This window comes from Isoptericola jiangsuensis (genome assembly GCF_002563715.1).
Taxonomy (GTDB): Bacteria; Actinomycetota; Actinomycetes; order Actinomycetales; family Cellulomonadaceae; genus Isoptericola; species Isoptericola jiangsuensis.
Window position 1 is genome coordinate 1,373,550 of sequence record NZ_PDJJ01000001.1, and the last position, 24,350, is coordinate 1,397,899.

The 24,350-nt window shown below is 74.9% G+C and carries 25 protein-coding genes; 11 read left to right on the plus strand and 14 right to left on the minus strand.

Annotated elements, in window-relative coordinates:
• Window positions 1–98: 98 nt before the first annotated feature.
• The 7 genes from rdgB to ATJ88_RS06200 form a co-directional block, all read right to left on the minus strand.
• The gene (gene rdgB / locus ATJ88_RS06170) at window positions 99–758 is read right to left on the minus strand and encodes an RdgB/HAM1 family non-canonical purine NTP pyrophosphatase (protein ID WP_098463067.1); all 660 of its coding nucleotides are present in this window, start codon (window positions 756–758) and stop codon (window positions 99–101) included.
• Window positions 755–1,492, minus strand: a complete 738-nt coding sequence (gene rph, locus ATJ88_RS06175) for a ribonuclease PH (protein WP_098463068.1) — start codon at window positions 1,490–1,492, stop codon at window positions 755–757. The genes rdgB and rph overlap by 4 nt, the downstream gene beginning before the upstream one ends.
• A 32-nt stretch (window positions 1,493–1,524) precedes the next feature.
• Window positions 1,525–2,352 (minus strand): LytR/AlgR family response regulator transcription factor, encoded by an 828-nt coding sequence (locus ATJ88_RS06180; protein ID WP_098465160.1) that lies wholly within the window; start codon window positions 2,350–2,352, stop codon window positions 1,525–1,527.
• A gap of 5 nt (window positions 2,353–2,357) precedes the next feature.
• Window positions 2,358–3,683, minus strand: coding sequence for a histidine kinase (locus tag ATJ88_RS06185; RefSeq protein WP_098463069.1), 1,326 nt, complete (start codon window positions 3,681–3,683; stop codon window positions 2,358–2,360).
• Window positions 3,670–5,361 carry a sodium/solute symporter gene (locus tag ATJ88_RS06190; protein WP_245852187.1) on the minus strand — a complete coding sequence of 564 codons (1,692 nt, stop codon included), beginning with the start codon at window positions 5,359–5,361 and terminating at the stop codon, window positions 3,670–3,672. The genes ATJ88_RS06185 and ATJ88_RS06190 overlap by 14 nt, the downstream gene beginning before the upstream one ends.
• Window positions 5,358–5,690, minus strand: coding sequence for a hypothetical protein (locus ATJ88_RS06195; RefSeq protein WP_098463070.1), 333 nt, complete (start codon window positions 5,688–5,690; stop codon window positions 5,358–5,360). The genes ATJ88_RS06190 and ATJ88_RS06195 overlap by 4 nt, the downstream gene beginning before the upstream one ends.
• Before the next feature lie 64 nt (window positions 5,691–5,754).
• On the minus strand, window positions 5,755–6,225 hold the full coding sequence (locus ATJ88_RS06200; RefSeq protein WP_245852188.1) for a hypothetical protein: 471 nt from the start codon (window positions 6,223–6,225) through the stop codon (window positions 5,755–5,757).
• Between the two features lie 270 nt (window positions 6,226–6,495).
• Between ATJ88_RS06200 and ATJ88_RS06205 the strand changes: the two genes are divergently transcribed.
• Both ATJ88_RS06205 and ATJ88_RS06210 read left to right on the plus strand, forming a co-directional pair.
• Window positions 6,496–6,822, plus strand: coding sequence for a DUF4212 domain-containing protein (locus ATJ88_RS06205; RefSeq protein WP_098463071.1), 327 nt, complete (start codon window positions 6,496–6,498; stop codon window positions 6,820–6,822).
• Window positions 6,819–8,495 (plus strand): sodium:solute symporter family protein, encoded by a 1,677-nt coding sequence (locus tag ATJ88_RS06210; RefSeq protein WP_098463072.1) that lies wholly within the window; start codon window positions 6,819–6,821, stop codon window positions 8,493–8,495. The genes ATJ88_RS06205 and ATJ88_RS06210 overlap by 4 nt, the downstream gene beginning before the upstream one ends.
• 155 nt (window positions 8,496–8,650) lie before the next feature.
• Here ATJ88_RS06210 and hpxO read toward each other — a convergent pair whose 3' ends face one another.
• Genes hpxO through uraD form a run of 3 tightly spaced genes read right to left on the minus strand, consistent with a single transcriptional unit; the run spans window position 8,651 to window position 10,685 of the window.
• Window positions 8,651–9,844, minus strand: coding sequence for an FAD-dependent urate hydroxylase HpxO (hpxO, locus tag ATJ88_RS06215; RefSeq protein ID WP_098463073.1), 1,194 nt, complete (start codon window positions 9,842–9,844; stop codon window positions 8,651–8,653).
• 2 nt (window positions 9,845–9,846) lie between these two features.
• Window positions 9,847–10,176 carry a hydroxyisourate hydrolase gene (gene uraH / locus ATJ88_RS06220; RefSeq protein ID WP_098463074.1) on the minus strand — a complete coding sequence of 110 codons (330 nt, stop codon included), beginning with the start codon at window positions 10,174–10,176 and terminating at the stop codon, window positions 9,847–9,849.
• Window positions 10,173–10,685: a 2-oxo-4-hydroxy-4-carboxy-5-ureidoimidazoline decarboxylase gene (uraD, locus tag ATJ88_RS06225; protein WP_245852189.1), complete on the minus strand. Its 513-nt coding sequence runs from the start codon at window positions 10,683–10,685 to the stop codon at window positions 10,173–10,175. The genes uraH and uraD overlap by 4 nt, the downstream gene beginning before the upstream one ends.
• Window positions 10,686–10,819: 134 nt before the next feature.
• Between uraD and ATJ88_RS06230 the strand changes: the two genes are divergently transcribed.
• From ATJ88_RS06230 to ATJ88_RS06265, 8 genes are all read left to right on the plus strand, one after another.
• A complete protein-coding gene (locus tag ATJ88_RS06230; RefSeq protein ID WP_098463076.1) occupies window positions 10,820–12,073 on the plus strand; it encodes an MFS transporter in 1,254 nt (417 codons plus the stop codon).
• Window positions 12,070–12,411 (plus strand): ArsR/SmtB family transcription factor, encoded by a 342-nt coding sequence (locus tag ATJ88_RS06235; protein WP_098463077.1) that lies wholly within the window; start codon window positions 12,070–12,072, stop codon window positions 12,409–12,411. Before ATJ88_RS06230 ends, ATJ88_RS06235 begins: the two co-directional genes overlap by 4 nt.
• Before the next feature lie 65 nt (window positions 12,412–12,476).
• On the plus strand, window positions 12,477–13,145 hold the full coding sequence (locus tag ATJ88_RS06240; protein WP_170023543.1) for a helix-turn-helix domain-containing protein: 669 nt from the start codon (window positions 12,477–12,479) through the stop codon (window positions 13,143–13,145).
• 109 nt (window positions 13,146–13,254) lie between these two features.
• Window positions 13,255–14,643 (plus strand): allantoinase AllB, encoded by a 1,389-nt coding sequence (allB, locus tag ATJ88_RS06245; protein WP_098463079.1) that lies wholly within the window; start codon window positions 13,255–13,257, stop codon window positions 14,641–14,643.
• 113 nt (window positions 14,644–14,756) lie between these two features.
• Window positions 14,757–15,845, plus strand: coding sequence for an acetamidase/formamidase family protein (locus ATJ88_RS06250; protein WP_245852190.1), 1,089 nt, complete (start codon window positions 14,757–14,759; stop codon window positions 15,843–15,845).
• Window positions 15,842–17,485 carry an AtzH-like domain-containing protein gene (locus ATJ88_RS06255; RefSeq protein ID WP_098463081.1) on the plus strand — a complete coding sequence of 548 codons (1,644 nt, stop codon included), beginning with the start codon at window positions 15,842–15,844 and terminating at the stop codon, window positions 17,483–17,485. Before ATJ88_RS06250 ends, ATJ88_RS06255 begins: the two co-directional genes overlap by 4 nt.
• On the plus strand, window positions 17,482–18,717 hold the full coding sequence (locus tag ATJ88_RS06260) for a pyridoxal-phosphate-dependent aminotransferase family protein (protein ID WP_098463082.1): 1,236 nt from the start codon (window positions 17,482–17,484) through the stop codon (window positions 18,715–18,717). Before ATJ88_RS06255 ends, ATJ88_RS06260 begins: the two co-directional genes overlap by 4 nt.
• Window positions 18,714–20,033, plus strand: a complete 1,320-nt coding sequence (locus ATJ88_RS06265) for a Zn-dependent hydrolase (RefSeq protein ID WP_098463083.1) — start codon at window positions 18,714–18,716, stop codon at window positions 20,031–20,033. The genes ATJ88_RS06260 and ATJ88_RS06265 overlap by 4 nt, the downstream gene beginning before the upstream one ends.
• Window positions 20,034–20,039: 6 nt before the next feature.
• Here the strand turns inward: ATJ88_RS06265 and ATJ88_RS18545 are convergent, their stop codons facing one another.
• Window positions 20,040–20,624: a TetR/AcrR family transcriptional regulator gene (locus ATJ88_RS18545; protein ID WP_211287470.1), complete on the minus strand. Its 585-nt coding sequence runs from the start codon at window positions 20,622–20,624 to the stop codon at window positions 20,040–20,042.
• 105 nt (window positions 20,625–20,729) lie between these two features.
• Between ATJ88_RS18545 and ATJ88_RS06275 the strand changes: the two genes are divergently transcribed.
• On the plus strand, window positions 20,730–21,785 hold the full coding sequence (locus ATJ88_RS06275) for a 2,3-butanediol dehydrogenase (protein WP_098463084.1): 1,056 nt from the start codon (window positions 20,730–20,732) through the stop codon (window positions 21,783–21,785).
• A 100-nt stretch (window positions 21,786–21,885) separates the two neighbouring features.
• Here the strand turns inward: ATJ88_RS06275 and ATJ88_RS06280 are convergent, their stop codons facing one another.
• Genes ATJ88_RS06280 through ATJ88_RS06290 form a run of 3 tightly spaced genes read right to left on the minus strand, consistent with a single transcriptional unit; the run spans window position 21,886 to window position 24,346 of the window.
• Complete coding sequence (locus ATJ88_RS06280) at window positions 21,886–22,689, minus strand: ABC transporter permease (protein WP_170023545.1); 804 nt, start codon at window positions 22,687–22,689, stop codon at window positions 21,886–21,888.
• On the minus strand, window positions 22,686–23,495 hold the full coding sequence (locus tag ATJ88_RS06285) for an ABC transporter permease (protein WP_098463085.1): 810 nt from the start codon (window positions 23,493–23,495) through the stop codon (window positions 22,686–22,688). Before ATJ88_RS06285 ends, ATJ88_RS06280 begins: the two co-directional genes overlap by 4 nt.
• On the minus strand, window positions 23,495–24,346 hold the full coding sequence (locus ATJ88_RS06290; protein ID WP_098463086.1) for an ABC transporter ATP-binding protein: 852 nt from the start codon (window positions 24,344–24,346) through the stop codon (window positions 23,495–23,497). The genes ATJ88_RS06285 and ATJ88_RS06290 overlap by 1 nt, the downstream gene beginning before the upstream one ends.
• Window positions 24,347–24,350: the final 4 nt, after the last annotated feature.

The window sequence follows — 24,350 nt, forward strand, 5'->3', positions numbered from 1 at the left end:
CGCCCCCGCCCGTCACGCTGCGGGGCGCGAGAGCGGCAGCCCTCCGACGACGGAGAGCTGCCGTGCTCACGCCCGCAGCGTGACGGGGGAGCGGTGCGTCAGAGCACGGCGGCGACGGCCGGGGCGAGCGTGCGCAGCGCCTTGCCGCGGTGGCTGATCGCGTTCTTCTCGTCCGGCGTCAGCTCGGCCGACGTGCGGGTGCCGGGCGTCCCGTCCGCGGCGGGGGCCTGCTCGGCGGGCACGAGGATCGGGTCGTAGCCGAAGCCGTTCTCCCCGCGCGGCTCGCGCACCAGCACGCCCGGCATCTCACCGAGCGCGACCTCCTCGCGGCCGTCCGGCGTGACCAGCGCGACGGCGGCGACGAACGCCGCGCCGCGGTGCTCGTCGCGGACGTCGCCGAGCTGGGCGAGCAGCAGGCCGAGGTTCGCGACGTCGTCGCCGTGGCGTCCGGCCCAGCGGGCCGAGAAGATCCCCGGTGCGCCGCCCAGCACGTCGACCGCGAGGCCGGAGTCGTCCGCCACGGCGGGCAGCCCGGTCGCGGTCGCCAGGGCGCGGGCCTTGATGAGCGCGTTCTCGGCGAACGTCACGCCGTCCTCGACGGGCTCGGGCGCGCCGACCTCCCCGGCCGTGACGACGGCCTCGTCGGGCAGCGTGTCCAGGCCCGGCTGGGACCGCAGCACCGCCAGCAGCTCGACCAGCTTCTTGCGGTTGTGGGACGCGAGGACCAGACGGGCGCCCGGCGGGACCGTAACCGTCACAGCGCGCGCTCCAGCGCCTCGCGCTGGATGCGGGTCAGCTCGGCCGTCCCGGCGGTGGCGAGGTCGAGCAGCGCGTCGAGCTCGGCGCGGTCGAACGGCGCGTGCTCGGCCGTGCCCTGCACCTCGACGAACGTCCCCGAGCCGGTGGTGACGACGTTCATGTCGGTGTCGGCGCGGACGTCCTCCACGTACGGCAGGTCCAGCATCGGCACGCCGTCGATGATGCCCACGCTCACCGCCGCGACGGAGTCCACCAGGACCTTCTTGCCGCCCTTGACGTGCCCGTGGCGCGTGCCCCACGCGACCGCGTCCGCGAGCGCCACGTACGCGCCCGTGATCGCGGCGGTGCGGGTGCCGCCGTCGGCCTGCAGGACGTCGCAGTCCAGCACGATCGTGTTCTCCCCGAGCGCGGAGACGTCCACGACGGCGCGCAGGGCGCGGCCGATGAGGCGGGAGATCTCGTGGGTGCGGCCCCCGATCTTGCCCTTGACGGACTCGCGCTGGCTGCGCTCGTTGGTGGCGCGGGGGAGCATCGCGTACTCGGCGGTCACCCAGCCCTCGCCGGAGCCCTTCTTCCAGCGCGGCACGCCCTCGGTGAACGACGCGGTGCACAGCACGCGGGTGTCGCCGAACTCGACCAGGACGGAACCCTCGGCGTTGCGCGTCCAGCTGCGGGTGATGGTCACGGGGCGGAGCTGGTCGGGCGTGCGGCCGTCGGCGCGAGTCGTCGTCATGCCGCTCACCCTAACCGGGCACGCGGCCCGGGTCAGATGCCGAAGCGGCGCCGCAGCTCGCGCGCGTGCCGGCGCGCCACCTCGACGCGGGAGCGCTGCCGGTCGTCCATGACGACCACGAGGGAGCCCTGGAAGTCCGGCACGAGCTCGCGCACGTGGTCCAGGTTGACGAGGTAGGACCGGTGCGCCCGGAAGAAGTGCCCGTGCAGGCGCCGCTCCAGCTCGTTGAGCGACATCGTCACGAGCAGCCGCTCGTCGGCGAGCTTGAGGTAGGAGTACCCGCGGGCGGCGGTCGCGTACACGATGGAGTCGCCGTCGACGAGCACGGTGCGGCCGTCGCGCTGCACCGGGATGCGGACCAGCGGCGCCACCGGCGACCCGGCGGACCGGTCGTCCGCCGGGGTCCTCGAACCGGCGGAGGCCGGCACCCGCGGGCCGTCCGGCGCCGCCGGCGGCGGGTCCGCGGGGTGCGCCGTCGGGGAGTCCGCACCGTCCGGGCCGTCCCCGAGCGCCCGGTCGAGCGCGCGGCGCAGCCGGTCCACGTCGAACGGCTTGAGCAGGTAGTCCGCGGCCGCCAGGTCGAACGCGTCGACCGCGTGGTCCGGGTACGCGGTGGTGAAGATGACCTTGGGCGGGTGGGGTCGGTCCCGCAGCGCGGCGGCGACCTCCAGGCCCGACCCGCCGGGCATCCGCACGTCCAGCAGCACCAGGTCGTAGTCCAGCGAGCCGAGCAGCAGAAGTGCCTCCTCGCCGTTCGTCGCCTCGCCCACCACCTGGACCTGCCCGACCTCCTCGAGCAGGTAGCGCAGCTCCGCGCGGGCGGGGGCCTCGTCGTCGACGATCAGGGCCTTCGGTCGCATCGGGGTCACCTTAGCGGGATCCGCAGGTCCACGGTCGTGCCGCCGCCGGGGGTGGAGGCGACGTCGAACGTGTACCGGTCGCCGAACAGCGCGTCGAGCCGCTGCGAGATGTTCCCGAGGCCCACGCCGGAGTGCTGGGCGCCCGGACCCGGCGCGGGGGAGCGGGTGCCCGCGAGCAGGCGGTCGAGCACGTCGGGCGCCATGCCCACCCCGTCGTCCGACACCCGGATCGACGTCGTCCGGGTCAGCGGGTCGACGCGCGCCCGCAGGTGCACGGTGCCGCCCGTCACCGAGTCCGCGACGCCGTGCTTGACCGCGTTCTCCACCAGCGGCTGGATCACGAGCACCGGCACCCGCGTGGTCAGCACCTGCGGGTCGATGTCGTAGCGCACCTTGAGGCGGTCCCCGAACCGCGCCTGCTCCAGCGACACGTAGGTCCGCACGAAGAAGTACTCCTGGCTGAACTCCGCGAAGTGGCCGTCCTGGCGCACCGCGTACCGGAAGAAGTCGGAAAGGCGCAGCAGGAGCTGGCGGGCCTCGTCGGGGTCCGTGCGGGACTTCGACGCGATCGTGTTGAGGATGTTGAACAGGAAGTGCGGGTTGATCTGCGCCCGCAGCGCGTCCAGTCTCGCGTCGGCCGCGAGGTGGCGCTCACGGTCCATCTCGGCGAGCTCCAGGTGCAGGGACAGCATGGACGCCATGTCGTCGACGAGGACGCGCGGCGGGGGCTCGTCGTGGGTGCGGTACACCTTGAGCGTCCCCACGACGCGTTCGCCCACGGCCAGCGGTGCGACGACGGCCGTGCGCAGCGGGCAGTCCGGCTCGGGGCAGCCGATGCCGTCGCGGGCGTGCACCACGACGGTGCGGCCCTTGCCGAGCGCCACCCGGGCGACGCGGGTCTGCAGCGCCCCGCCGACGGGGTGGTGGTCGGCCCCGGGGCCGACGAACGCGAGCACCTGCTCGGTGTCGGTGATGGCGACGGCGTCCCCGCCGAGCAGGGGCTTGAGGAGCTGGGCGGTGCGGCGCGCCGCGTCCGGGGTGAGGCCGTTCCGCAGCGGCACGGACCTTCCGGCCGCGGCGATCGTCAGGCCGTCGCGCATGCCGCGGGGGTCGCTGCGCCGGCGCGGGACGCGGGCGGTCCGCCCGGCGGGGGCCCGGGGGCCGCGCAGCGCCGACGGGTAGCCGAGCACGACGACGGTGCTCACCACCAGGCCCGCCGCGAGGGTCGCGGCGACGTCCAGCGGCGGCGCGACCAGCACCTGGGTGACGAGGTACACCAGGAGCCAGGCCGCGGCCAGGACGGCCGCCAGCAGCCCGCTACCGCCGCGCACGGCGCACCTCCTTGCGCCGTCGCCCCTCGGCGACGACGAGCCGGGCCAGGCGCTCGGCCCGGCGGTCCGCCGCCGTGCCGTGCATGATCAGCCACGACCGCTCCACGTCGGGCGGCGGCGTGGTCCGCAGCGACACGAGCACCGTCACCGTCGCGGCGAGCGGGGCGGCGACCAGCGTGGGGGTCACCAGGACGTCGTGCAGCAGGCCGCCGCTGGACACCGCCCCGGCGGTGAACATGCCGACGGCCGCGACCGTGCCGGTCGCCATGCCCCACACGGCGCCCGCCGCCGTGGTGCGCTGCCACCAGATGGACAGGATGAACACGGGCGTCAGCGCGGACCCCGCCACGGCGAACGCCCACGTCACCATCGTCGCGACGATCGACGGCGTGGCCCCCGCCATCGTGTCGGGCCGCATCACCAGCCCGAGCCCCGCGGCCGCGCACGCGGTGACGAGGGTGGTGACCCGGCCCGCGAGCACCGCCTGGCGCTGCGTGGCCCGCGGGTTGACGTGGCGCTCGTAGACGTCGTGCCCCCACGACGTCGCGGCGGCGAGCAGCAGGCCCGCCACCGTGGACATGACCGCCACCAGCGCGCCCGCGGCGACGACGCCCAGCCCGGCGTCGCCGCCGAAGATCCGACCGAGGACGGGCAGCGCGTGCTCCGGGACGAGCAGCACGCCGTCCACCGTGAGGTCGGCGAGCCACGGGTTGTCCGCGACCGCGCCCGGGATCAGGTCGCGCGCCGCGGTCCCGACCATGACGGCGAGGGAGTAGAACAGCCCCGCCAGGCACAGCACCCACACCGTGGTGGTGCGCGCCGCGGCCCCCGTCGGGGCCGTGAAGTACCGGTTCATGACGTGCGGCAGGCCAGCGGTGCCCATCGCGAGCGTGACGATGAGCGCGAGCTGGCCCAGGCCGCCGTAGGTCGCCCCCGGCTCGCCGAACACCGCCGGGCGGTCGGGGTGGAGCGCACTCCGCTCCGGCGCCAGGGAGCCGTCCGCCGCCGGGGTCTCCAGCGGCACCGTCGAGATGTGGTCCACCGCGTCGCCGTAGTGGAAGCCGGCCCCCACCACCGTCGCGGCCAGCCACACCAGCGCGCCGAGCAGCAGCAGGAACTGCACCGCCTGCGTCCACGTGGTGCCGCGCATCCCCCCGAACGCGACGAGCGTCGCCACCACCGCGGTGGACGCGACCACGCCGGTCGCGTACGCCGACATGCCGAGCACGCCGTCACCGACCAGCAGCTCCCACGTGATGCCCGACCCGACGGTCTGCGGCAGCAGGTAGGTGAGGATGACGAGCTGCACGACGCCCACGGCGACCAGGCGGACCCGCTCCGAGCCGAGGCGCCGGCCCAGGAAGTCCGGGATGGAGAACTCCCCGAAGCGGCGCAGGGGAGCGGCGACGAACAGCAGCACCGGGACGAACCCCGCCGCGAACCCCACCGCGTACCAGGCGCCGTCCAGCCCCGTCGCGTACACCGCCGCGGCCACCCCGAGGAACGACGCCGCCGAGAAGTAGTCGCCGCAGATCGCCCAGCCGTTCGTCACCACCCCCACCCGGCGGCCCGCCAGGTAGAAGTCGACCGTTGAGGCGCCGCGCGGACGCATCACCACCGCCACCGTGACGACGGCCGCCAGCGCGACGACGAGGCTCGCCGCCCCCGCGCCGGTCACGGGACGCGCCCGTCGTCGAGGAAGAGGTCGTCGTCCGCCGTCGGGGTGTCACCCAGCATGCGGTGCTCCACCGCCGACGACAGCCGTGCCGCCGCCAGGCCCAGCACGGCGAAGAACACGTAGAGCCCGAACGCCGCGACGAGGAACCCGGGGCTCATGCCGCCCACGAGGCGTGCGCTCGACCACCAGTCCAGCGTGAGGGACAGCACCGGGAACGCGGCCACGCCGAGGACGAACACGACGAAGTAGCCGACCGCCACGCGCCGCAGGGTGCGGAACGTGGCGTCCACCTCCGCCACGGTGTCCCGGGGCGTGACGTCGTCGTCCATGTCCCCGAACCCTACGGACACGGCGTCGTCGGGGAAAGCCCCCCCGGGGGGTCGTGACGGGTTCTCACCCACCGGGGGTCGGGACGACGGCCGGCGTGCGCAGCAGCCGCACGCCCGTGGCCAGCAGCACCACGGCACCGCCGCCGGTCATCACCAGCCCGATGCCCGGCATGGCCTGACCCCAGGAGTCCGTCGACGACATCACCTCGACCAGGCGCACCAGCTGCCACCCCACGACGAAACCCGCCGACCCGCCCGCCAGCAGCGCGTGCGAGATCGCGAACCAGCGGCGGGGGAACAGGGCGCCGGCAAGGGCGAGGAAGCCCGCGCACAGGGTCCACAGCCCGGGCCCGCCCGTGCCGCTGAGGCTCCCCACCGGGGTCACGACCCACGGCAGCAGGCTGCCGACCACCACGAGCAGCGCGCCCGTCAGCATCCCGACGCTGCCGGGATGCAGGATCCGCTTGCGGGGCGCGGCGGTGCGGCCGCCCGCGCGGAGCAGGTTGCCGAGGGCTGAGCTCGTCGTCGAGGCCATGGACCGACTGTAGGTCCGCCGGCCTCCCGCACGGCCCCCGATCTGCCGAACGGTCCGTCCGGTCCCGCGAACGGTCGCGAGCCGCCCGCGAGCGGTCCGTGCCGCCCGCCCGACCGGTCGCACGGCCCCGCCGACCGCTCGCGGGAAGCAACCCGCCGTCGGGCGACCAGCCCTTGTGACCGGGGCGAACGGTGCGATTCGCTCACCGGGTACGGGTACGGACGTTCCCCGGACGACGACGTCCGGGGACCGCGACGAAGGGAGCGTCCGATGGCTGACATCCAGCCGCAGAGCGCGCCGGACCCCGGGGCACCGCCCGGGGGCAACGGCTGGCGCGAGGAGTACTGGAAGAAGAACCTGCGCCTGATGGTCGTGCTGCTGTCCATCTGGTTCGTGGTGTCGTTCGTGTGCGGGATCCTGCTCATCGAGCAGCTCAACACGATCGTCGTCGCCGGCTTCCCGCTCGGCCTGTGGTTCGCCCAGCAGGGATCCATCTACACGTTCATCATCCTCATCCTCGTGTACACGCTGCGCATGGACCGGCTCGACGACGAGTACGGCGTCGCCGAGCGTGACGACGAAGGGCGGCGACTGTGAGCCAGATCCAGGGGTGGACCCTCCTCTTCGTGGGTCTGTCGTTCGCCGTCTACCTCTACATCGCCTGGCGCAGCCGGGTGAAGGAGACCAAGGGCTTCTACGTCGCCGGGCAGGGCATCCCCGCCGTCGCGAACGGCGCCGCCGTCGCCGCCGACTGGATGTCCGCCGCCTCCTTCATCTCCATGGCGGGCCTCATCGCCTTCCTCGGCTCCGACGGGTCCGTCTACCTCATGGGCTGGACGGGCGGCTACGTCCTGCTCGCCCTGCTGCTCGCCCCCTACCTGCGCAAGTGGGGCAAGTTCACCGTGCCGGAGTTCGTGGGCGACCGGTACTCGGAGTACGTGCGGCTCATCGCCGCCGTGGCCGCCATCATCGTGTCGTTCACCTACGTGGTCGGCCAGATGCGCGGCGGCGGCATCGTGTTCAGCCGATTCCTCAACCTGTCCATCGAGGGCGGCGTCGCCGTCGCCGCGGTCGTCATCTTCCTGTACGCCGTGCTCGGCGGCATGAAGGGCATCACCTGGACCCAGGTCGCCCAGTACACCGTGATGATCGTCGCCTACCTCATCCCCGCGTGGACCATCGCGCAGAAGATGACCGGGTTCCCGGTGCCGCAGGTGACGTTCGGGCAGATCCTCGGCGAGCTCGACGCGCTGAGCGAGAAGTTCGGGCTGTCGGCCTACACCGAGGCGTTCGCCGCCCGGCCCCAGCTCGACGTGTTCCTCGTGACGATGTCGCTCATGATCGGCACCGCCGGCCTGCCGCACGTCATCATCCGGTTCTACACGACCAAGTCGGTGCGCGGCGCCCGGTTCTCCGCGTTCTGGGCGCTGGTGTTCATCGGCCTGCTCTACACCACCGCCCCCGCGGTCGGCGCGTTCACCAAGCTCAACCTCATGTCGTCCGTCGACGGCGTCGCCGTCGCCTCGCTGCCCGCGTGGGTGGGCAACTGGGCGGCCACCGGGCTGGTCACCGTGTCCGACACGGCGTCCACCATCTCGACGCTGAGCAACGACCCCGAGTCCGGGGCCGACCTCATCGTCAACAACGACATCCTCGTGCTCGCCACGCCCGAGATCGCGGGCCTGCCCGCCCCCATCGTCGGCCTGGTGGCCGCCGGTGGTCTCGCCGCCGCGATGTCGACCGCCGCGGGCCTCCTGCTCGTCATCTCGTCCTCCGTCTCGCACGACCTGTACTTCCGGGTCGTCAAGAAGAAGGCGTCGGAGTCGCAGCGGCTCCTCGTCGGCCGCATCGCGATGGGCCTCGCCGTCGTCGTCGCCATCTACGGCGGCATCAACCCGCCGGCGTACGTGGCCCAGGTGGTCGCCTTCGCCTTCGGGCTGGCGGCGTCCACCTTCTTCCCGATCCTCGTGCTGGGGATCTTCTGGAAGCGGGCGAACGCCGTCGGCGCGGCCTCCGGCATGATCGCCGGCCTGGTCTTCACGGCGTCTTACATGATCTGGACGCTCGACGTGTTCTTCACGCAGGCGCACGAGTTCGTCTGGGGCATCTCGCCGGAGGGCATCGGCGCCATCGGTGCGCTGGTCAACGTCCTCGTCACCGTCGTGGTGTCGAAGCTGACCTCACCACCGTCGGAGCACGTCCAGGAGATGGTCGAGGAGATCCGGTACCCGGCCCGGCGCGTGACGGCGCCCGTCCCGGACGCCGAGTAGTCCCTGGTCACCTTCGGGTGGGAGGACGGGTCTGCCGCGCGGTCGCGCTCACGGGCGCTGCGCGCCCTCCGCGTCCGGTCTGACGACCGCGCGGCAGACCCGTCCTCCCACCCTTCGGCGTCCCGTCCCGCTCGGGAGCGTCGCCGCCGAGCGGGTCAGAGGACCCCGACGCCCAGGTTGACGGGGGAGCCGGTGATGTTGCCGACGATGCCGCGGATGATGCCGGTGCCGTCGGCGCCGCGCAGCCCCGCGTACCAGGCCTCGGTGCGCACCGGGTCGTAGCCGTGGGTCTCGGCGCCGCGGGCCCGGGCGCGCAGGACCAGGTCCGCGGCCCGCTCGGTGCGGGCCGCGGCGTAGCGGCGCAGCGAGTCCTCGACGCCCACCGTGTTCGTGGCGAGGCTGATCGCGAGGGCGAAGGTGTCCTCCAGGGCGAGGCAGGCGCCCTGCCCGATGTCGGGCGCGGTGTTGTGCGCGGCGTCGCCGAGCAGGGCGACCCGCCCGCGCACCCACGTGTGGAAGGGGTCGATGTCCCAGATCTCCACCCGGTTGAGGGAACGGGCGGGGTCGATCGCGGCGAGCAGCGCCTTGACGCCCGGCGCCCAGTCGCCGAACGCCTCGGTCAGCGGTGCGGTGCCGTCGGCACGGTCGTACGGCACGCCCGCCGGCTGCGGGACGTCGAACCAGAAGTAGAACCGGTCGCCCGCGACCGGCATGACCGCGGCGCGCTTGCCCTCGGCGACGTAGGTGGTCCACCGGTCGACCGGGCCGATCGCGGTGTCCGCGGGCACGAGACCGTTGAAGTTCGTGTAGCCCGAGTAGGTGCGCTCGATGCGGGTGCCGCCGTCGTCGGCCCGCGTGACGTGGTCCCGGGTGAGGGAGCGGGCGCCGTCCGCGCCGATCAGGAGGTCCGCGGAGTCGGTGGAGCCGTCCGCGAACGTCACCGTGACCCGCTCGCCGTCGTCGGCCAGCGCGACCATCTCGCGGCCGAGCCGCACGTGGTCGGCCCCGACGGCGTCCAGGAGGAGGCTCTGCAGGTCTGCCCGCGCCACCGGGTAGGGACGCTGGCCCGTCTGCTCGGTCACGGGCGCCAGGCTGAACGCGCACAGCTCGTCACCGGTGCGCCCGTCGAGGTAGGCCATGTCGTCCATGCGGCCGCCGAGCGCGGCGACCTCCTCGCCCAGGCCGAGCCAGTTGAGGACCTTGACCCCGTTGGACCACAGCGACAGCGCCGCGCCGACCGGCTTGTTCTCCCGCACGCGGTCGTAGACGACGACGTCGTGCCCGAGCCGCCGCAGCGCGATGGCCGCGCTCGCCCCGCCGACGCCGGCGCCGATGACGATGATCTTCACGGTCAGCTCCCGCGGTAGGTCGAGTAGGCGAACGGGCTCAGCAGCAGCGGCACGTGCAGGTGCCGGTCGGCACCGGCGACGGTGACCTCGAACGTCACCGTCACCTCCGGGTAGAAGGTCTCCACGCCGCTGCGGGCGAAGTACGCGGCGGTCCCGAACGTCAGGGCGTACCGGCCGGGCGCCAGCCGCTCGGGGCCGAGCGCGGCGCGGCCGTCGGCGTCGGTGACGGCCGCGGCGACGAGCGTGTCCTCGGCGTCGGTCAGCTCGACGGCGACGCCGGTGGCGGGGACGCCGGTCGCGGCGTCCAGCACGTGGGTGGTCAGGTGGGTCACGGGTGGTCCTCGGGGTCGGTCACGTCGCCGCGCAGCCTCAGCAGCGCGATCTGGGCGAGCTGGTCGCAGGCCTCGGCGACCTCGGTGGCGTCGTCGTGGTGGAGGCGTCGTTCGAGCTCGGCGAGCATCTCGTCGGGCGTGCGCCCGGCGGCGCGCACGAGGAAGACGCGGCCGAACCGCTCCTCGTAGGCGCGGTTGCCGGCGGCGAGGCGCGCGGCGACGTCGTCGTCGGCGGTGGTCATGCTCGCCTGCTCGCGGCGCGAGGCCGCGGCCTCGGCGCCGTCGCCGGTGGGGCGTTCGCCGATGCGGGGGTGGTGGGCCAGGGCGGCGTCGAGCTCGGGGCGTCCCCACGTCGTGGCGAGCGCGGCGGCGTGGGCGGCCAGCGCGGCGGTCGTGCCGTAGGGGCGGCCCGCCACGACCGCGTCGGTCCAGGTGGGGACGGCGGCCCAGACGGCGACGGTCGCCGTCGCCGTGGCGGCGTCCAGGGTGTCGAAGTCGTCGATGTGCACGGGACTCCTTTCGTCGGGTGAACGTACGTCGCGAACGCTGCGGTCCTGTTTCGGTCGGATGACGACGACGTGACGTGCGACACGTTGAAGATGCATGCTTGCGCAGATACGCAATTACATCGGATGATGGGCGCATGCTCCGCGCCCTGGGTCACCCGGTCTACCGTCGGCTCCTGGCCGCGCAGGTCGTCGCGCTGCTCGGGACAGGTCTCGGCACGGTCGCGCTCGGCCTGCTCGCCCACGACCTCGCCGGGCCGCGCGCCGGGGCCGTCCTCGGCACGGCCTTCGCCGTGAAGATGCTCGCGTACGTGCTCGTCGCGCCGCTGGCCTCCGCGCTCCTCGCGCGCCGGTCCCGGCGGGCGGTGCTCGTCGGTGCCGACGTGGTGCGCGTGGCGGTCGCCGCCGCGCTGCCGTTCGTCGGCGAGGTCTGGCAGGTCTACCTGCTGGTCTTCGTCCTGCAGGCCGCGTCGGCGACCTTCACCCCGACGTTCCAGTCCGTGGTGCCCGACGTCCTCGTCGAGGAGGACGACTACACCGCCGGGCTGTCCCTGTCCCGGCTCGCGTACGACCTCGAGGCCGTCGTGTCGCCGCTGCTCGCCGCCGCGCTGCTGCTCGTCGTGCCGGCCTCGACCCTGTTCGCCGGGACGGCGCTCGGGTGCGCGGCGTCGGCCCTGCTCGTCGCGGCCACCGTGCTGCCGCGCCGCACCGGCGCGGACGAGCCCGACCGCGACGCCGGGTCGTTCGGCCGGCGGGCCCGGCGCGGCGTCGTGCTGTTCGTCAGGACGCCGGGGCTGCGTCCGGTGCTGGCGCTCAACCTGGCGGTCGCGTCCGCCGGCGCCTTCGTCCTGGTGCAGGCGGTGGTGACGGCGCGCGACGTGCTCGGCCGGGGCGACGGGGCGGTCGCGCTGCTCCTCGCCGCCACGGGCGCGGGGTCGATGGTCGGGGCGTTCGTGCTGCCCGCGCTGCTGCGCCGGGTGCCCGAACGTCCCGTGATGCTCGTCGGCGGGGCGGTCGCCGCGGCCGCGACGCTGCTCGTGCCGGTCGCGCTCGCCCTGCCGTCCGAGGGTGCCGTCGGTGCGCCCGCGGCGCTCTGGGCGGCCGTCGGCCTCGGCTGGTCGGCCGCGGAGACGCCGGTCGGCCGGCTGCTGCGCCGGCACGTGCCTGCCCCGGACCTCCCGGACGCGTTCGCGGCGCAGTTCTCCCTGTCCCACGCGTGCTGGCTCGTGACCTACCCGCTGGCGGGCTGGCTGGGGCTCGCCGTCGGGACCGGGGCCACGGCCCTGTGGCTCGGCGGTCTGGCGGTCGCCGCCACCGTGGTCGCGGCCCGGTCCTGGCCGACCCGCGTCGTCGTCTCCTCCGCCCCGGAGGTGCACGACGTGGGAGCATGAGGCCCGTGGAGACGCGGCCCGGACTGCCCCCAGACGTCGACCTCGACCATGCCGTCGAGGTGCTGCGGCTGCTCGCCGACCGGACGCGGCTGGCGATCCTCGTCATGCTGGACGGCACCGAGATGTCCGTGAGCGCCATCGCGGACACCCTCGGTCGGCCGACGCCCGCCGTCTCCCAGCACCTGGCCCGGCTGCGGGCGGGGCACCTGGTGACGTCGCGCCGCGAGGGCACGACGATCTTCTACGCGCAGCAGGACGAGCACGTCGCGGCGCTCGTGACCAACGTCCTGCAGCACGGCGAGCACGTGCTCTACCCGTCGCCGCCGCACCACCGCTGAGGCGCGACACGTCCCCGTGACGTGCGGTGCCTACGATGGCGCCACCCTCGCCGACAGGAGACGCCGTGGACACCACCCCCCTGCCCGCACGGATCGGGACCCGCCTGCGCGGCCTGCGCACCGCCTCGGGGCGGTCGCTGGCGTCGGTCGCCCAGGAGCTCGGCATCTCGTCGAGCGCGCTGTCGCAGATCGAGACCGGCGTGATGAAGCCGTCGGTGCAGCGGCTGGTCGAGCTGGTGGGGGTCCTGGGCGCGCCGGTGTCGGCGATCTTCGACGACGTGGGCGTCGCGACGCCGCGCGCGGACCCGCCGGGCGACGACGTGGAGGAGCCGCTGCCCGGGGTCCTCGTGGCGCACGGGGACCGGTCGGAGCCCGCCCACCTGGGGGAGGGCGTCACGTACCGGCGGTTGTCGCCCGCGCCGCTGCGCGGCGTGACGCTGTTCGAGTCGACGTACCCGCCCGGGTCGGCGTCCAGCCCCGCCGGGGAGATGCTGGTGCACGCCGGCTACGACTGCGGGCACGTCGTGTCCGGCGAGCTGACGTTCGAGTTCGCGGACGGGCCGGTGCGGCTGGGTCCGGGCGGCTCCCTGTCGTTCGCGGCGTCGCGTCCGCACCGGGTGGTGAACGCCTCGGACGCCGTGGCGGTGGCGGTCTGGCTCACGGTCGAGCCGGGCGCCGCGGACGACGGCGGCGGCGAGGCGGTGCCGGGCGTCATCGGGGCGTTACCCGGGTGAAACGGGGGAGTGTTAAGCAATGACTTGACACTCTGCGGGCGTCGTCGACGCCCGCCACGCCCCCGGGAGGCCGCATGACGACGCACCGCACCGACGTCCGGACCCGCTCGTGACCCGCCGGGTCCTGCGCGCCGGGCGCGCCTGGGTCGACGGGTCCCTGCGTCCGGCCGCCGTGCTCGTCGAGGACGGCCGCGTCGCCGCCGTGCTCGACCGGGACGCCCCGGTCGCGGACGCCGACGACCTCGCCCTTCCCGACGACACCGTGCTCCTGCCCGGCCTGGTCGACTCCCACGTGCACGTCAACGAGCCCGGCCGCACCGAGTGGGAGGGCTTCGCGTCCGCCACCGCGGCGGCGGCCGCCGGCGGCGTCACCACGCTCGTCGACATGCCGCTCAACTCCCTGCCGCCCACCACCACCGCCGACGCGCTCGCGGTCAAGCGGGCCGCCGCCCGGGCGAAGGTCCGCGTGGACGTCGGGTTCTGGGGCGGCGCCGTCCCGGAGAACCTGGGCTCGTTGGGCCCGCTCCACGACGCCGGGGTGCACGGCTTCAAGTGCTTCCTCGCGCCGTCGGGCGTGCCGGAGTTCGGCCACCTCGACGCCGCGGGCCTGGACGCCGCCGCCGCGGAGGTCGCCGCGCTCGGCTCCCGGCTGATCGTGCACGCCGAGGACCCGGACCTGCTCGCGCCCGCCGGCGCGCTGGGCCGCGGCTACGCCGCGTTCCTGGCGTCGCGACCCCCCGCGAGCGAGGCGTCGGCGATCGACGCCGTCATCGCGGCCGCGCGCCGCACGGGTGCCCGGGTGCACGTGCTGCACCTCAGCGACGCCACCTCGCTGCCCCTGATCCGGGCCGCGCGCGCCGACGGCGTCGACCTCACCGTGGAGACCTGCCCCCACTACCTCACGCTCACCGCCGAGGAGGTCCCCGACGGCGCCGCCGAGTTCAAGTGCTGCCCACCCATCCGCGGCACCGCCAACCAGGACCTGCTGTGGGGGGGCCTGCTCGACGGCACGATCGACGCCGTCGTCAGCGACCACTCGCCGTCCACGGTCGAGCTCAAGCGGTCCGGCGACGGCGACTTCGGGCTCGCGTGGGGCGGCGTCTCGGGGCTGCAGGTGGGGCTGTCGGCCGTGTGGACCGAGGCCCGCCGTCGTGACGTCCCGCTGGAACGGCTCCTGCCGCTCTTCACCACCGGGCCGGCCGCCGTCGCCGGGCTGACCGGCGTCGGGACGATCACCCCCGGGGCGCCGGCGCACCTGACGGCGTTCGCCCCCGACGAGGAGCACGTCGTCGACGCCGCCGCGCTCCTGCACCGCAACCCCGTGTCCGCCTACGACCACCGCACCCTGCACGGTCGGGTGCGACGCACCTGGCTGCGCGGCGAGACCGTGTTCGACCTCGACCGCGGTGGCGTCGTCGGGGCGCCCGCGGGCCGCCTGCTCGCCGCGGCCACCGCCCGCACCGCCGCGCCCGTCCCGGCCGCCGGGGCCGACCGATGACCGGGTCCGTGCCGGCCACGACCACCGCCGCCGGGCCGGCACCAGCACCTGCACCCGCACCCGCGCCCGCACCGGGCCCGGCGACGACGCCGACCACCGAAGGGAACCCGCCCGTGCCGACGCCGATCCTCCAGCCCCACCCGGACGCCGTGCCCGGCGACCACTACCTGCCCGCGACCCCGGGCACGGTGCTGTGGGGCCGCCTGCCGTGCGCCACCGACGCCCCCGTGCTCACCGTGTCCCCGGGCGAGACCGTCACGATCGACACGATCAGCCACGAGGGGATCCTCGAGGACCAGGGCAAGGACCCGGTGGCGTGGTTCGCCCGCCACGGCGTGCCCCGCGAGCAGGTGCTCGACGACGCCGTGGAGGTCGCCGCGGCCCTGTCCCGCGACCCGGGCGTCGACGGCCCGCACGTCGTCACGGGCCCCGTGCACGTCGTCGGCGCCCGCCCCGGCGACCTGCTGCGCGTCACCGTGGAGGCCCTGGACCTGCGGGTGCCCTACGGGGTGATCTCGAACCGGCACGGCAAGGGCGCGCTGCCCGGCGAGCTGCCCCGCACGCCCGGCACCGTCAGCGTGTTCTGCCCCGTCGAGGAGCGCGCCGGCCGGCTCGTCGGGACCCTTCCCGTCATCGAGGGCGGCCCCCGTGTCGTGGAGGTCCCGCTCGCGCCGTTCCTCGGCACGATGGGCGTCGCCGTGGAGGGGGCGGAGCGGCCGCACTCCGTGCCGCCCGGCCCGCACGGCGGCAACATCGACATCCGGCTCCTCACCCAGGGGTCGGTCCTGTACCTGCCGGTGCAGGTCGACGGCGCGCTCGCGTACGTCGGCGACCCGCACTTCGCGCAGGGCGACGGCGAGGTGGCCCTCACCGCGCTGGAGGGCTCGCTGCGCGCGACCCTGCGCTTCGACGTCGTCCCGCGCGCCGAGGCGCTCGCGGAGTTCGGCGACGTCCTCGGTCCGCTGGTGCGTGCCGACGGCTACCTCGTGCCCACGGGCCTCGACCCCGACCTCGGGGAGGCGATGCGCCGCGCCGTGCGCGCCGCCCTCGCGCTGCTCCAGGCGCGTTGGGGCATGGACGAGCACCTGGCCTACGCCTACCTGTCCGCCGCCACCGACTTCGACGTCTCCCAGGTCGTCGACGTCGTGTGCGGCGTCCACGCACGCATCCGCGAGGCCGACTTCGCGGAGGTCGAGCGATGACCGCCGCCCCGGTCCCCGGCACGGAGGAGGTCCCGGCCGACCTGCTCGCGGCGTTCACCGCGTACGAGGCGGCGCTCGCGGCCGACGACCTCGACCACCTCGACGCGGCGTTCGCGCCCGGCGCGGGCACGCTGCGCGGCGACGCCGCGGGGCTGCTGGTGGGCCACGACGCGATCTCGGCGTTCCGGTCGACGCGCGGGGGCGTGCCGCCGCGGGTCATCGAGCGGGTCGAGCACCGCGAGCTGGCGCCGGACGTCGCGCTCCTGGTGTCGGTGTCGCGGTACGCGAGCGGCGGCACGGGCCTGCAGACGCAGGTGTGGGAGCGGGCCGACGGGACGTGGCGGATCACGGCCGCGCACGTCACGCCCCGCGCGCAGGCGTTCGACCGGTCCGTGTGGCGCACCGTCGGCGACCCGCTCTACCAGGGCGCGTGGGAGGGGCCGCTGGTCGGGCTGAACGTCGCGGTGAAGGACGTGTTCGCGCTGGCCGGCTACCGCATCGGCGCCGGCAACCCGGCCTTCCTGGAGAGCGCCCGCCCCGAGACGTCGACCGCCCCGGCGGTGAGCGACCTGCTGCGCGGCGGCGCCTCCCTGCGAGGCATCGCCCGGACCGACGAGTTCGCGTACTCGATCGCGGGCGACAACGCGCACTACGGCACCCCGCCGAACGGTGCGCTGCCCGGTGCGCTGCCGGGCGGCTCCTCCAGCGGTCCGGCTGCCGCCGTCGCGACGGGCCAGGCGGAGGTCGGGCTGGCCACCGACACCGCCGGGTCGGTGCGCGTGCCCGCGTCGTACCAGGGGCTGTGGGGGCTGCGGACCACGCACGACCTCGTCCCCCGGCAGGGGATGCTCCCGCTCGCGCAGTCGTTCGACACCGTCGGCTGGCTCACGCGGGACGGCGACACCCTGCAACGGGTCGCGGACTGGTGCCTCAGCTACGACGGTTCGCAGTCCACCGAGTCGGTGCTCGGCGAGTCCGGCGACGACCTGCCGTGGCGGCTGGTCGTCCCCGTCGAGGTGCTCGACGAGGTCGAGCCCGCGACCCGGGCCGCGTTCGAGACGTTCCTCGCGGCGCTCGCGGCCCACCCGGGGGCGCCCTCCGTCGAGCGGGTCCCGATCGGCCCGCTGGACGACTACCTCGACCCGTTCCGCACGGTGCAGGGCGCGGAGGCGTGGCGCAACGACGGCCCGTGGCTGCGCGAGCACCCGGGCGCCGTCGGGTCGGCGGTCGCCCAGAGGTTCCGCACGGCGGCGGCCGTCACCGCGCAGGACGAGGCGGCGGCCCGGAAGGCGCTCGCCCCGCTGGCCGCACGGCTCGACGCGCTGGTCGCCGACGCCGTCCTGCTGCTGCCCACCGTCCCGGGCCCGGCGCCGATGCGCACGCGCGACGCCGACGCCCTCGACGCGGTGCGCGCCGCGACGTTGCGCCTGACCACCCCTGCCGCGGTCGCGGGGCTGCCCGCCCTGTCGGTCCCGCTGCTCACCGTGCCGTCGCTGCTCGGGCCCGCCCCCGTCGGGGTGTGCGCCGTCTCGCGCCGCGGCACCGACATCGCCCTCGTCCGTCTCGGCCGCCGTCTCGCCGGGCTCCTGGCCGCAGGCCCGGACGCCGCCGCACCCGTCCCCGGAGGTTCCCCCGCATGACCCACGCCCCGCTGCCCGGCCCGATCGACCCGCCCGCCCGGCTCCTCATGGGCCCGGGCCCGATCTCGGCGTACCCGAGCGTGCTGCGCGCCATGTCCGCGCCCCTGGTGGGCCAGTACGACCCGTTCATGACGGCCACCATGACCGAGACGCAGGAGCTGTACCGGGCGGTGTGGTCGACCCGCAACGAGGCGACGGTGCTCGTCGACGGCACGTCGCGGGCGGGCATCGAGGCGGCGATCGTGTCGCTCGTCCGCCCGGGCGAGCGCGTCCTCGTGCCCGTGTTCGGCCGGTTCGGGCACCTGCTGGCCGAGATCGCCCGGCGGGCGATGGCCGAGGTGCACACGATCGAGGTGCCCTGGGGCCAGGTGTTCACCCCGTCCGCGATCGAGGAGGCGGTCGCCCGTGTGCGCCCGCACCTGGTGGCCCTCGTCCAGGGCGACACGTCCACGACGATGAACCAGCCGCTCGACGAGGTCGGGGCGATCTGCGCGCGCCACGGCGCCCTGTTCTACACCGACGCCACCGCGTCGCTGGGCGGCAACGCGTTCGAGGCCGACGCCTGGGGGCTCGACGCCGCCACGGCGGGCCTGCAGAAGTGCCTCGGCGGGCCCTCCGGGTCGTCGCCGATCACCCTGTCGGACCGTGCCGTCGAGGTGGTGCAGGCCCGCAAGTCGATCGAGGCGGGCATCCGCGAGGACGGCGACCCCGACGCGGCGGACTTCGTGCGGTCCAACTACTTCGACCTCGGGCAGATCCTCGACTACTGGGGCCCGCGCCGCCTCAACCACCACACCGAGGCCACGACCATGCTCTACGGGGCGCGCGAGTGCGCGCGCGTGCTGCTCGGCGAGGGTCGGGACGCCGTCATCGCCCGGCACCGGCTTGCCGGGGACGCGATGCTCGCCGGGGTGCGGGCGCTCGGCCTGGCGGTGTTCGGCGACGTCGCGCACAAGATGAGCAACGTGGTGGCCGTCGAGATCCCCGACGGCGTCCCGGGCGACGCCGTGCGGGCGGCGCTCCTGAGCGACCTCGGCATCGAGATCGGCACGTCGTTCGGGCCGCTGCACGGACGGGTGTGGCGCATCGGCACCATGGGGTACAACGCCCGCCAGGACGCCGTCCTGACGACCCTCGCCGGGCTGGAGGCCGTCCTGCGGCGCTTCGGGGCGAAGGTCCCCGCCGGCGGCGGCGTCGAGGCCGCCGCCGACGTCTACCGGGCCGCGGCATGACGGCTCGGCTGCTCGTCGCCGGGAGCGACGCCGTCGCGGTCGCGGCCCGCCGCGTCATGGCGCGCTGCGACGAGCTCGCGCGCGTGTCGGCGACCCTCGGCGCCGTCGAGCGCGTCTACCTGTCGCCCGAGCACGCCCGCGTCAACCGGCTCGTGGCGGAGTGGATGCGCGAGCTCGGCATGACGTCGCGCCAGGACGCCGCGGGCAACCTCGTGGGCCGGCTCGAGGCCGGCTCGGCGTCGGGCGCCGTCCGCGACGACGCGCCCGCCCTCGTGCTCGGCTCCCACCTCGACACCGTCCCGGACGCCGGGCGCTACGACGGCATCGTCGGGGTCCTCATGGCCCTGGAGGTCGTGCGGCTCCTGCGCGTGCCCGGGCCCGACGGGGTCGGGTACCGCTCACCGCTGCCGTTCGCCGTCGAGGTCCTGGCCTTCTGGGACGAGGAGGGCACCCGGTTCGGCAAGGCCCTGCTCGGGTCGTCCGCCGTCGCCGGGACGTGGGACCCCGACTGGTGGGACCTCGCCGACGCCGACGGCGTCACCCTGGCCGAGGCGTTCCGCGAGTTCGGCCTCGACCCGGGCCGGATCGGGGAGGCGGCCCGGCACCCGGCCGAGCTCGTCGGCTACCTGGAGGCCCACATCGAGCAGGGGCCCCGGCTCGACGAGCGCGGCGAGTCCCTCGCGGTCGTGTCCTCCATCGCGAGCGCCCGCCGGTTCCAGCTCGTCGTCACCGGGGAGGCCCGGCACGCGGGCGGCACCCCGTACGAGCGGCGACGGGACGCGCTGCTGGGGGCGAGCGAGGCGGCCCTCGCGGTGGAGCGGCTGTGCCGGGCCGAGCACCACGTCATCGGTACCGTGGGGCAGCTCGAGGCGTTCCCCGGCGCCGTGAACGTGGTGCCGGGCGAGGCGCACCTCAGCGTCGACCTGCGCGGCGAGCTCGACGGGGAGCGGGACCGGGTGTGGCGGTCGATCGAGACCGAGCTCGACGCGATCATGGGGCGTCGTCACCTGCGCTGGCAGGCCCGGGAGGTCCACAGCGCACCCGCGGTGTTCTGCGCCCCGCTGCTGCAGGACGTGGTCCGCGAGGGTGTGGTGTCGACGTCGGCGCCGGGTGCGGCGGAGCCCGCGACGCTGTTCAGCCCGGCGGGGCACGACGGGATGGCGATCGGCGCGGTGACGGGCGTGGGGATGCTGTTCCTGCGCAACCCGGACGGGATCAGCCACCACCCGGCCGAGGCCGTCTCCACCGGCGACGTGGCCCACGGGGTGCGGGCGCTGGCGGAGGCGGTGCTGCTGCTGGCGACGGACCGCGGCTGACGACGGTCAGCGGGCCCCGGCGACGCTCCCGGCCCACGCCGGGGGACCGCCGGCGATGACGGTGCGGGCGAGGGCCGGGATGTCGGCCTCGTCGCCGCCGTCGCGCAGCCAGACACCGATGGCGCCGACGGTGCCGGCGGCGGAGTAGGCGACGAGCACGGTGCGGGCGGTGTCGGCGGGCAGGCCGCCGGGCACGGGGGGCGCGACGTCGGGGTGCTCGCGCAGGTACTCGTCGAGGCGGGCCGCGATGACCTCGTGCAGGACCTCGCGGAGGCGGCCGTCGGCGCCGTCGACGAGCGCGGCGCGGTAGATCTCGCGGTGGGCGGCGACGTGGCGCAGGAGCCGGGTCTCGGCGCGCACGAAGTCGTCGTCCCCGTCACGGGTCGGGGGCTCGATCTGCCGCAGCTCCTCCTCGAGGACGCCGGCGAGGAGCTCGACGGGGCTCGTGGTGTGCCGGTAGAAGGTGTCGCGTGTCACCCCGGCGGCGCGGGCGACCTCGGCCACGGTGAGGGTCCCGACGGGCCGCTGACCGGCGAGTTCGAGGATCGCGGCGCGCAGGCTCGCCCGGGTGCGCTGCTGGCGAGGGTCCATGGCGCCATGGTGGCACAGGTCACGGGTTATCCAACAGGTGTCAGATTCGTGTACCGTTCCTGCACCGCCGCGACATCGACCCCACACAGAGAGGTGCCACCCACCATGAAGGCTGCCGTGCTCCACGCCCAGGAAGACCTCCGGGTCGAGGACGTCCCCGAGCCCACCGTGAAGCCGGGCCAGGTCAAGCTCCGCAACGCCTACGCCGGCATCTGCGGCTCCGACCTGCACGCCTACTTCGACCCGGCCGGCGCCGGTCTCGACCTCGAGAACCCGCACCCCGTCACCGGGTCGCGGCTCCCGCAGATCCTGGGCCACGAGTTCTCCGGCACCGTCGTCGAGGTGGGCGAGGGCGTCGAGGACGTCGCCGTCGGAGACCGCGTCGCCGTCTTCCCCCTGTACTCCTGCGGCACCTGCGCCGCCTGCCGCCGTGGCAACACCAACGTCTGCCGCACCATCGGCTTCCACGGCCTCACGTCGCACGGCGGTGGCATGGCCGAGTACACCACCATCGCCGCGTCGATGGTCCACCGGCTCCCCGAGAACGTCGACCTCAAGCTCGCCGCGCTCGTCGAGCCGATGGCCGTCGCCTGGCACGCCGTCGACAAGACCGGCATCGCGGCCGGGCAGAGCGCCCTCATCGCCGGCGCCGGCCCCATCGGCATCGGCCTCTACTTCGCGCTGCGCGCCCGCGGCGTCGACAACATCGTGGTCTCGGAGCCGAGCGCCGACCGTCGTGCCGCCATCGCCGCCGTCGGTGCCACGAATGTGGTGGACCCCGTCACCCAGGACCTCGCGGCCGCCGTCGCCGAGGCCACGGGCGGCGACGGCGTCGACGTCGCGTTCGACGCCGCCGGTGTCGGCCCCGCCGTCGCCTCCGGTCTCGCGTCGCTCGCCCCGGGCGGCACCGTGCTCGTCGTCGCCCTCCACGAGCGCACCGTCGAGATCCACCCGACCGTCCACCTCGTCATGGGCGAGACCACCATCACCGGTGCGCTCGGTTACCTGCCGAAGGACTACACCGCCGTCATCGAGGCGATGTCGCAGGGCCTGTACGAGGCCTCCGACGCCTGGATCTCGGAGGCGACCATCGACGAGGTTCCCGCGGTCGTCCAGGACCTGCGCGCCGGCAAGCGCATGAAGGTGCTCGTCCGCGCCTGACAGACCGGCGGCCGGTCGGGAACCCCGAGCCCGGCCGGTCGCCTCCCCCCTGCGTCCGGGGCCCCGCGCCCCGGACGCAGGCTCCCGCCGGGCCGCGAGGTCAGCGCTGCGCCGAGGCCATCGCCATGCGTGCGAGCACGGCGTTCTCCACCACCTGCACGAGGTTGTACAGGACGAGCGTCACCACGGTGACCAGGGCGACGGACGCCCACAGGTCGTCGAACCGCGCGGACGCGGTGAACTTCACGATCGACCCGCCGATGCCGGTGCCGGTGGACAGCCACTCGGCGAGCAGCGCGCCCGTCACGGCGCCCGGCACGGACACGCGCGCCGCGGCGAACAGGGACGGCAGCGCGCCCGGCACGTTGACCTTGCGCATCGCGGTCAGCCGCGAGCCCCCGTAGACGTGCACGAGGTCCAGGCTCTGCGCGCTGGCCCGGCCCAGGCCGAACATGATCGACGCCAGCGCGGGGAACAGCACGACGATCGAGCCGATGACCGCGACGGACGCCTGCGTGCCGCGCCCGGTGACCAGGATGATGACCGGCGCGATCGACACCAGCGGGATCGACCGCAGCAGCAGGGCGAGCGGCATGACGCCGGCCTCGACGGCGCGGGACAGGGAGAAGCAGACGGCGAGGACGCCGGCGACGCCCATCCCCACGACGAACCCCAGGGCCGCGTCCTGCAGCGTGCGGACCAGCAGCGGCGCCAGGTCGGCGCGGTGCGCGGCCGCCTCCTCGCCCGTGACGAGGAACTCCCACACGTCCGCGGGCCCCTTGGCCACGTAGGGGGAGATGCCCGTGAGGTGGACGACCGCCCACCACAGGGCGAGCACGATGACGAGCGTGAGCACGCCGTTGACGGCCGCCCGTCCCACGGGGCGCCAGGAGGCGGCGTTCACGGGGTGCTCCGTCCCGCCACCCAGGGGGTGGCCACTCGCGAGATCAGACCGACGATGCCGTACCCGACCAGGGCGACGGCGGCGGTGAGCAGGAACACCGCCCACACGCGGGGCGAGTCGAGCTCGCCCTGGAGGCGGATGAGGGTGATGCCGACGCCGCGGTCGGTGCCGCCCATGTACTCGCCGAGCACCGCCCCGAGGAACGCGGACGGCACGGCGATCTGCAGCGCGTTGAGGATGGCGGGCGTCGCGGCCACCAGCCGCACCTTGCGCAGCTGGGTGAACCGGGTGCCGCCGTAGACGCGCACCACGTCGAGGCTCGCGGCGTCGGCCGACCGGAACCCGAGCAGCGCACCGACGACGGTCGTGAAGAACACGGCCAGCGCCGCGAGGAAGATCGCCGTCGCGCTGGGCTCGCCGGGCCGCTCCGCACCGCCGAGGACGACGATGGCGATGCCGCCGACCGCCACCACGGGCAGGCAGTAGCTCACCACGGCGACCTGGAGGACGACCGGCTCGATGCGGGGCGCGAGCAGCACGGTGGCGGCGAGCAGCAGCGCGATGCCGTTGCCCCACGCGAACCCGACGAGGGCCTCCGTGATCGTCACCTGGAACACGCTCCAGTAGGGCGCGAGCCCGTCCGAGACCAGGGTCTGCAGCACGACCGCCGGGGACGGGACGGGCGTGAACGTCGTCCCGGGCGGCGGGTCGAACACGGTGACGGAGAACAGCCACCACGCGACCACCAGCACCACGGCGCCGATCAGCCCCGCGAGCCACGCGGGGACGCCGGGACGCCCGCGCATCAGGCCTCCGCCGCGGCACGGCCGTCGGCGCCGAACAGCAGCTCGGAGGCGCGGTCCACCAGCGCGTGGAACTCGGGGGAGCGCATCATGTCCGGCGTGCGCGGCCGGGGCAGGTCGACCTCGATGATCTCCTTGACCCGCCCCGGCCGGGGGGACATCACCGCGACCCGGTCGGACAGGAAGATCGCCTCCGCGATGCCGTGCGTCACCAGCAGCGTGGTGGCGGGCTTCTCGGTCCAGATGCGCAGCAGCTCCAGGTTGAGGTTCTGCCGCGTCATGTCGTCGAGCGCGCCGAACGGCTCGTCGAGCAGCAGCACCGACGGCTTGAGGGCCAGGGCGCGGGCGATGGACACGCGCTGGCGCATGCCCCCCGACAGCTGCGCGGGCTTGGCCTTCTCGAACCCGGTGAGGCCGACGAGCTCGATCAGCTCGTCCACGTAGGCCTTGTCGACCTTGCGGCCCGCGACCTCGAACACGAGGCGGATGTTGGCGGTCACGCTGCGCCACGGCAGCAGCGCGTGGTCCTGGAACGCGATGCCCAGCTCGCTGTCGCGCCGCAGCTGCGCGGGCGTCTTGCCGTCCACGAGCACGGTGCCGGACGTCGGCTGCTCCAGGTCGGCCAGGACGCGCAGGATGGTCGACTTGCCGCAGCCCGACGGGCCGAGGAGGGCGAGGAACGACCCCTGGTCGGTGTGCAGGTGGGTGTCCTGCAGCGCGGTCACGCTCCGGCCGCGACCGGTGGGGAACGTCTTGGTGAGGCCGTCGATGTTGATGCCCGTGCCCCCCGGGGCTGCTGCGGTGTCCTGCGGCAGCCCCGGGGCGACGGCACCCGACGTGAGGTCGTTGCTCATGGTT

Bases quoted from the DNA above. Each gene is read 5' to 3' on its own strand.
- rph (WP_098463068.1), bottom strand. From the start codon at position 1,492: ATGACGACGACTCGCGCCGACGGCCGCACGCCCGACCAGCTCCGCCCC.
- ATJ88_RS06180 (WP_098465160.1), bottom strand. From the start codon at position 2,352: ATGCGACCGAAGGCCCTGATCGTCGACGACGAGGCCCCCGCCCGCGCG.
- ATJ88_RS06195 (WP_098463070.1), bottom strand. From the start codon at position 5,690: ATGGACGACGACGTCACGCCCCGGGACACCGTGGCGGAGGTGGACGCC.
- ATJ88_RS06200 (WP_245852188.1), bottom strand. From the start codon at position 6,225: ATGGCCTCGACGACGAGCTCAGCCCTCGGCAACCTGCTCCGCGCGGGC.
- ATJ88_RS06205 (WP_098463071.1), top strand. From the start codon at position 6,496: ATGGCTGACATCCAGCCGCAGAGCGCGCCGGACCCCGGGGCACCGCCC.
- ATJ88_RS06230 (WP_098463076.1), top strand. From the start codon at position 10,820: ATGCTCCGCGCCCTGGGTCACCCGGTCTACCGTCGGCTCCTGGCCGCG.
- ATJ88_RS06235 (WP_098463077.1), top strand. From the start codon at position 12,070: ATGAGGCCCGTGGAGACGCGGCCCGGACTGCCCCCAGACGTCGACCTC.
- ATJ88_RS06255 (WP_098463081.1), top strand. From the start codon at position 15,842: ATGACCGCCGCCCCGGTCCCCGGCACGGAGGAGGTCCCGGCCGACCTG.
- ATJ88_RS06260 (WP_098463082.1), top strand. From the start codon at position 17,482: ATGACCCACGCCCCGCTGCCCGGCCCGATCGACCCGCCCGCCCGGCTC.
- ATJ88_RS06265 (WP_098463083.1), top strand. From the start codon at position 18,714: ATGACGGCTCGGCTGCTCGTCGCCGGGAGCGACGCCGTCGCGGTCGCG.
- ATJ88_RS18545 (WP_211287470.1), bottom strand. From the start codon at position 20,624: ATGGACCCTCGCCAGCAGCGCACCCGGGCGAGCCTGCGCGCCGCGATC.
- ATJ88_RS06275 (WP_098463084.1), top strand. From the start codon at position 20,730: ATGAAGGCTGCCGTGCTCCACGCCCAGGAAGACCTCCGGGTCGAGGAC.
- ATJ88_RS06285 (WP_098463085.1), bottom strand. From the start codon at position 23,495: ATGCGCGGGCGTCCCGGCGTCCCCGCGTGGCTCGCGGGGCTGATCGGC.
- ATJ88_RS06290 (WP_098463086.1), bottom strand. From the start codon at position 24,346: ATGAGCAACGACCTCACGTCGGGTGCCGTCGCCCCGGGGCTGCCGCAG.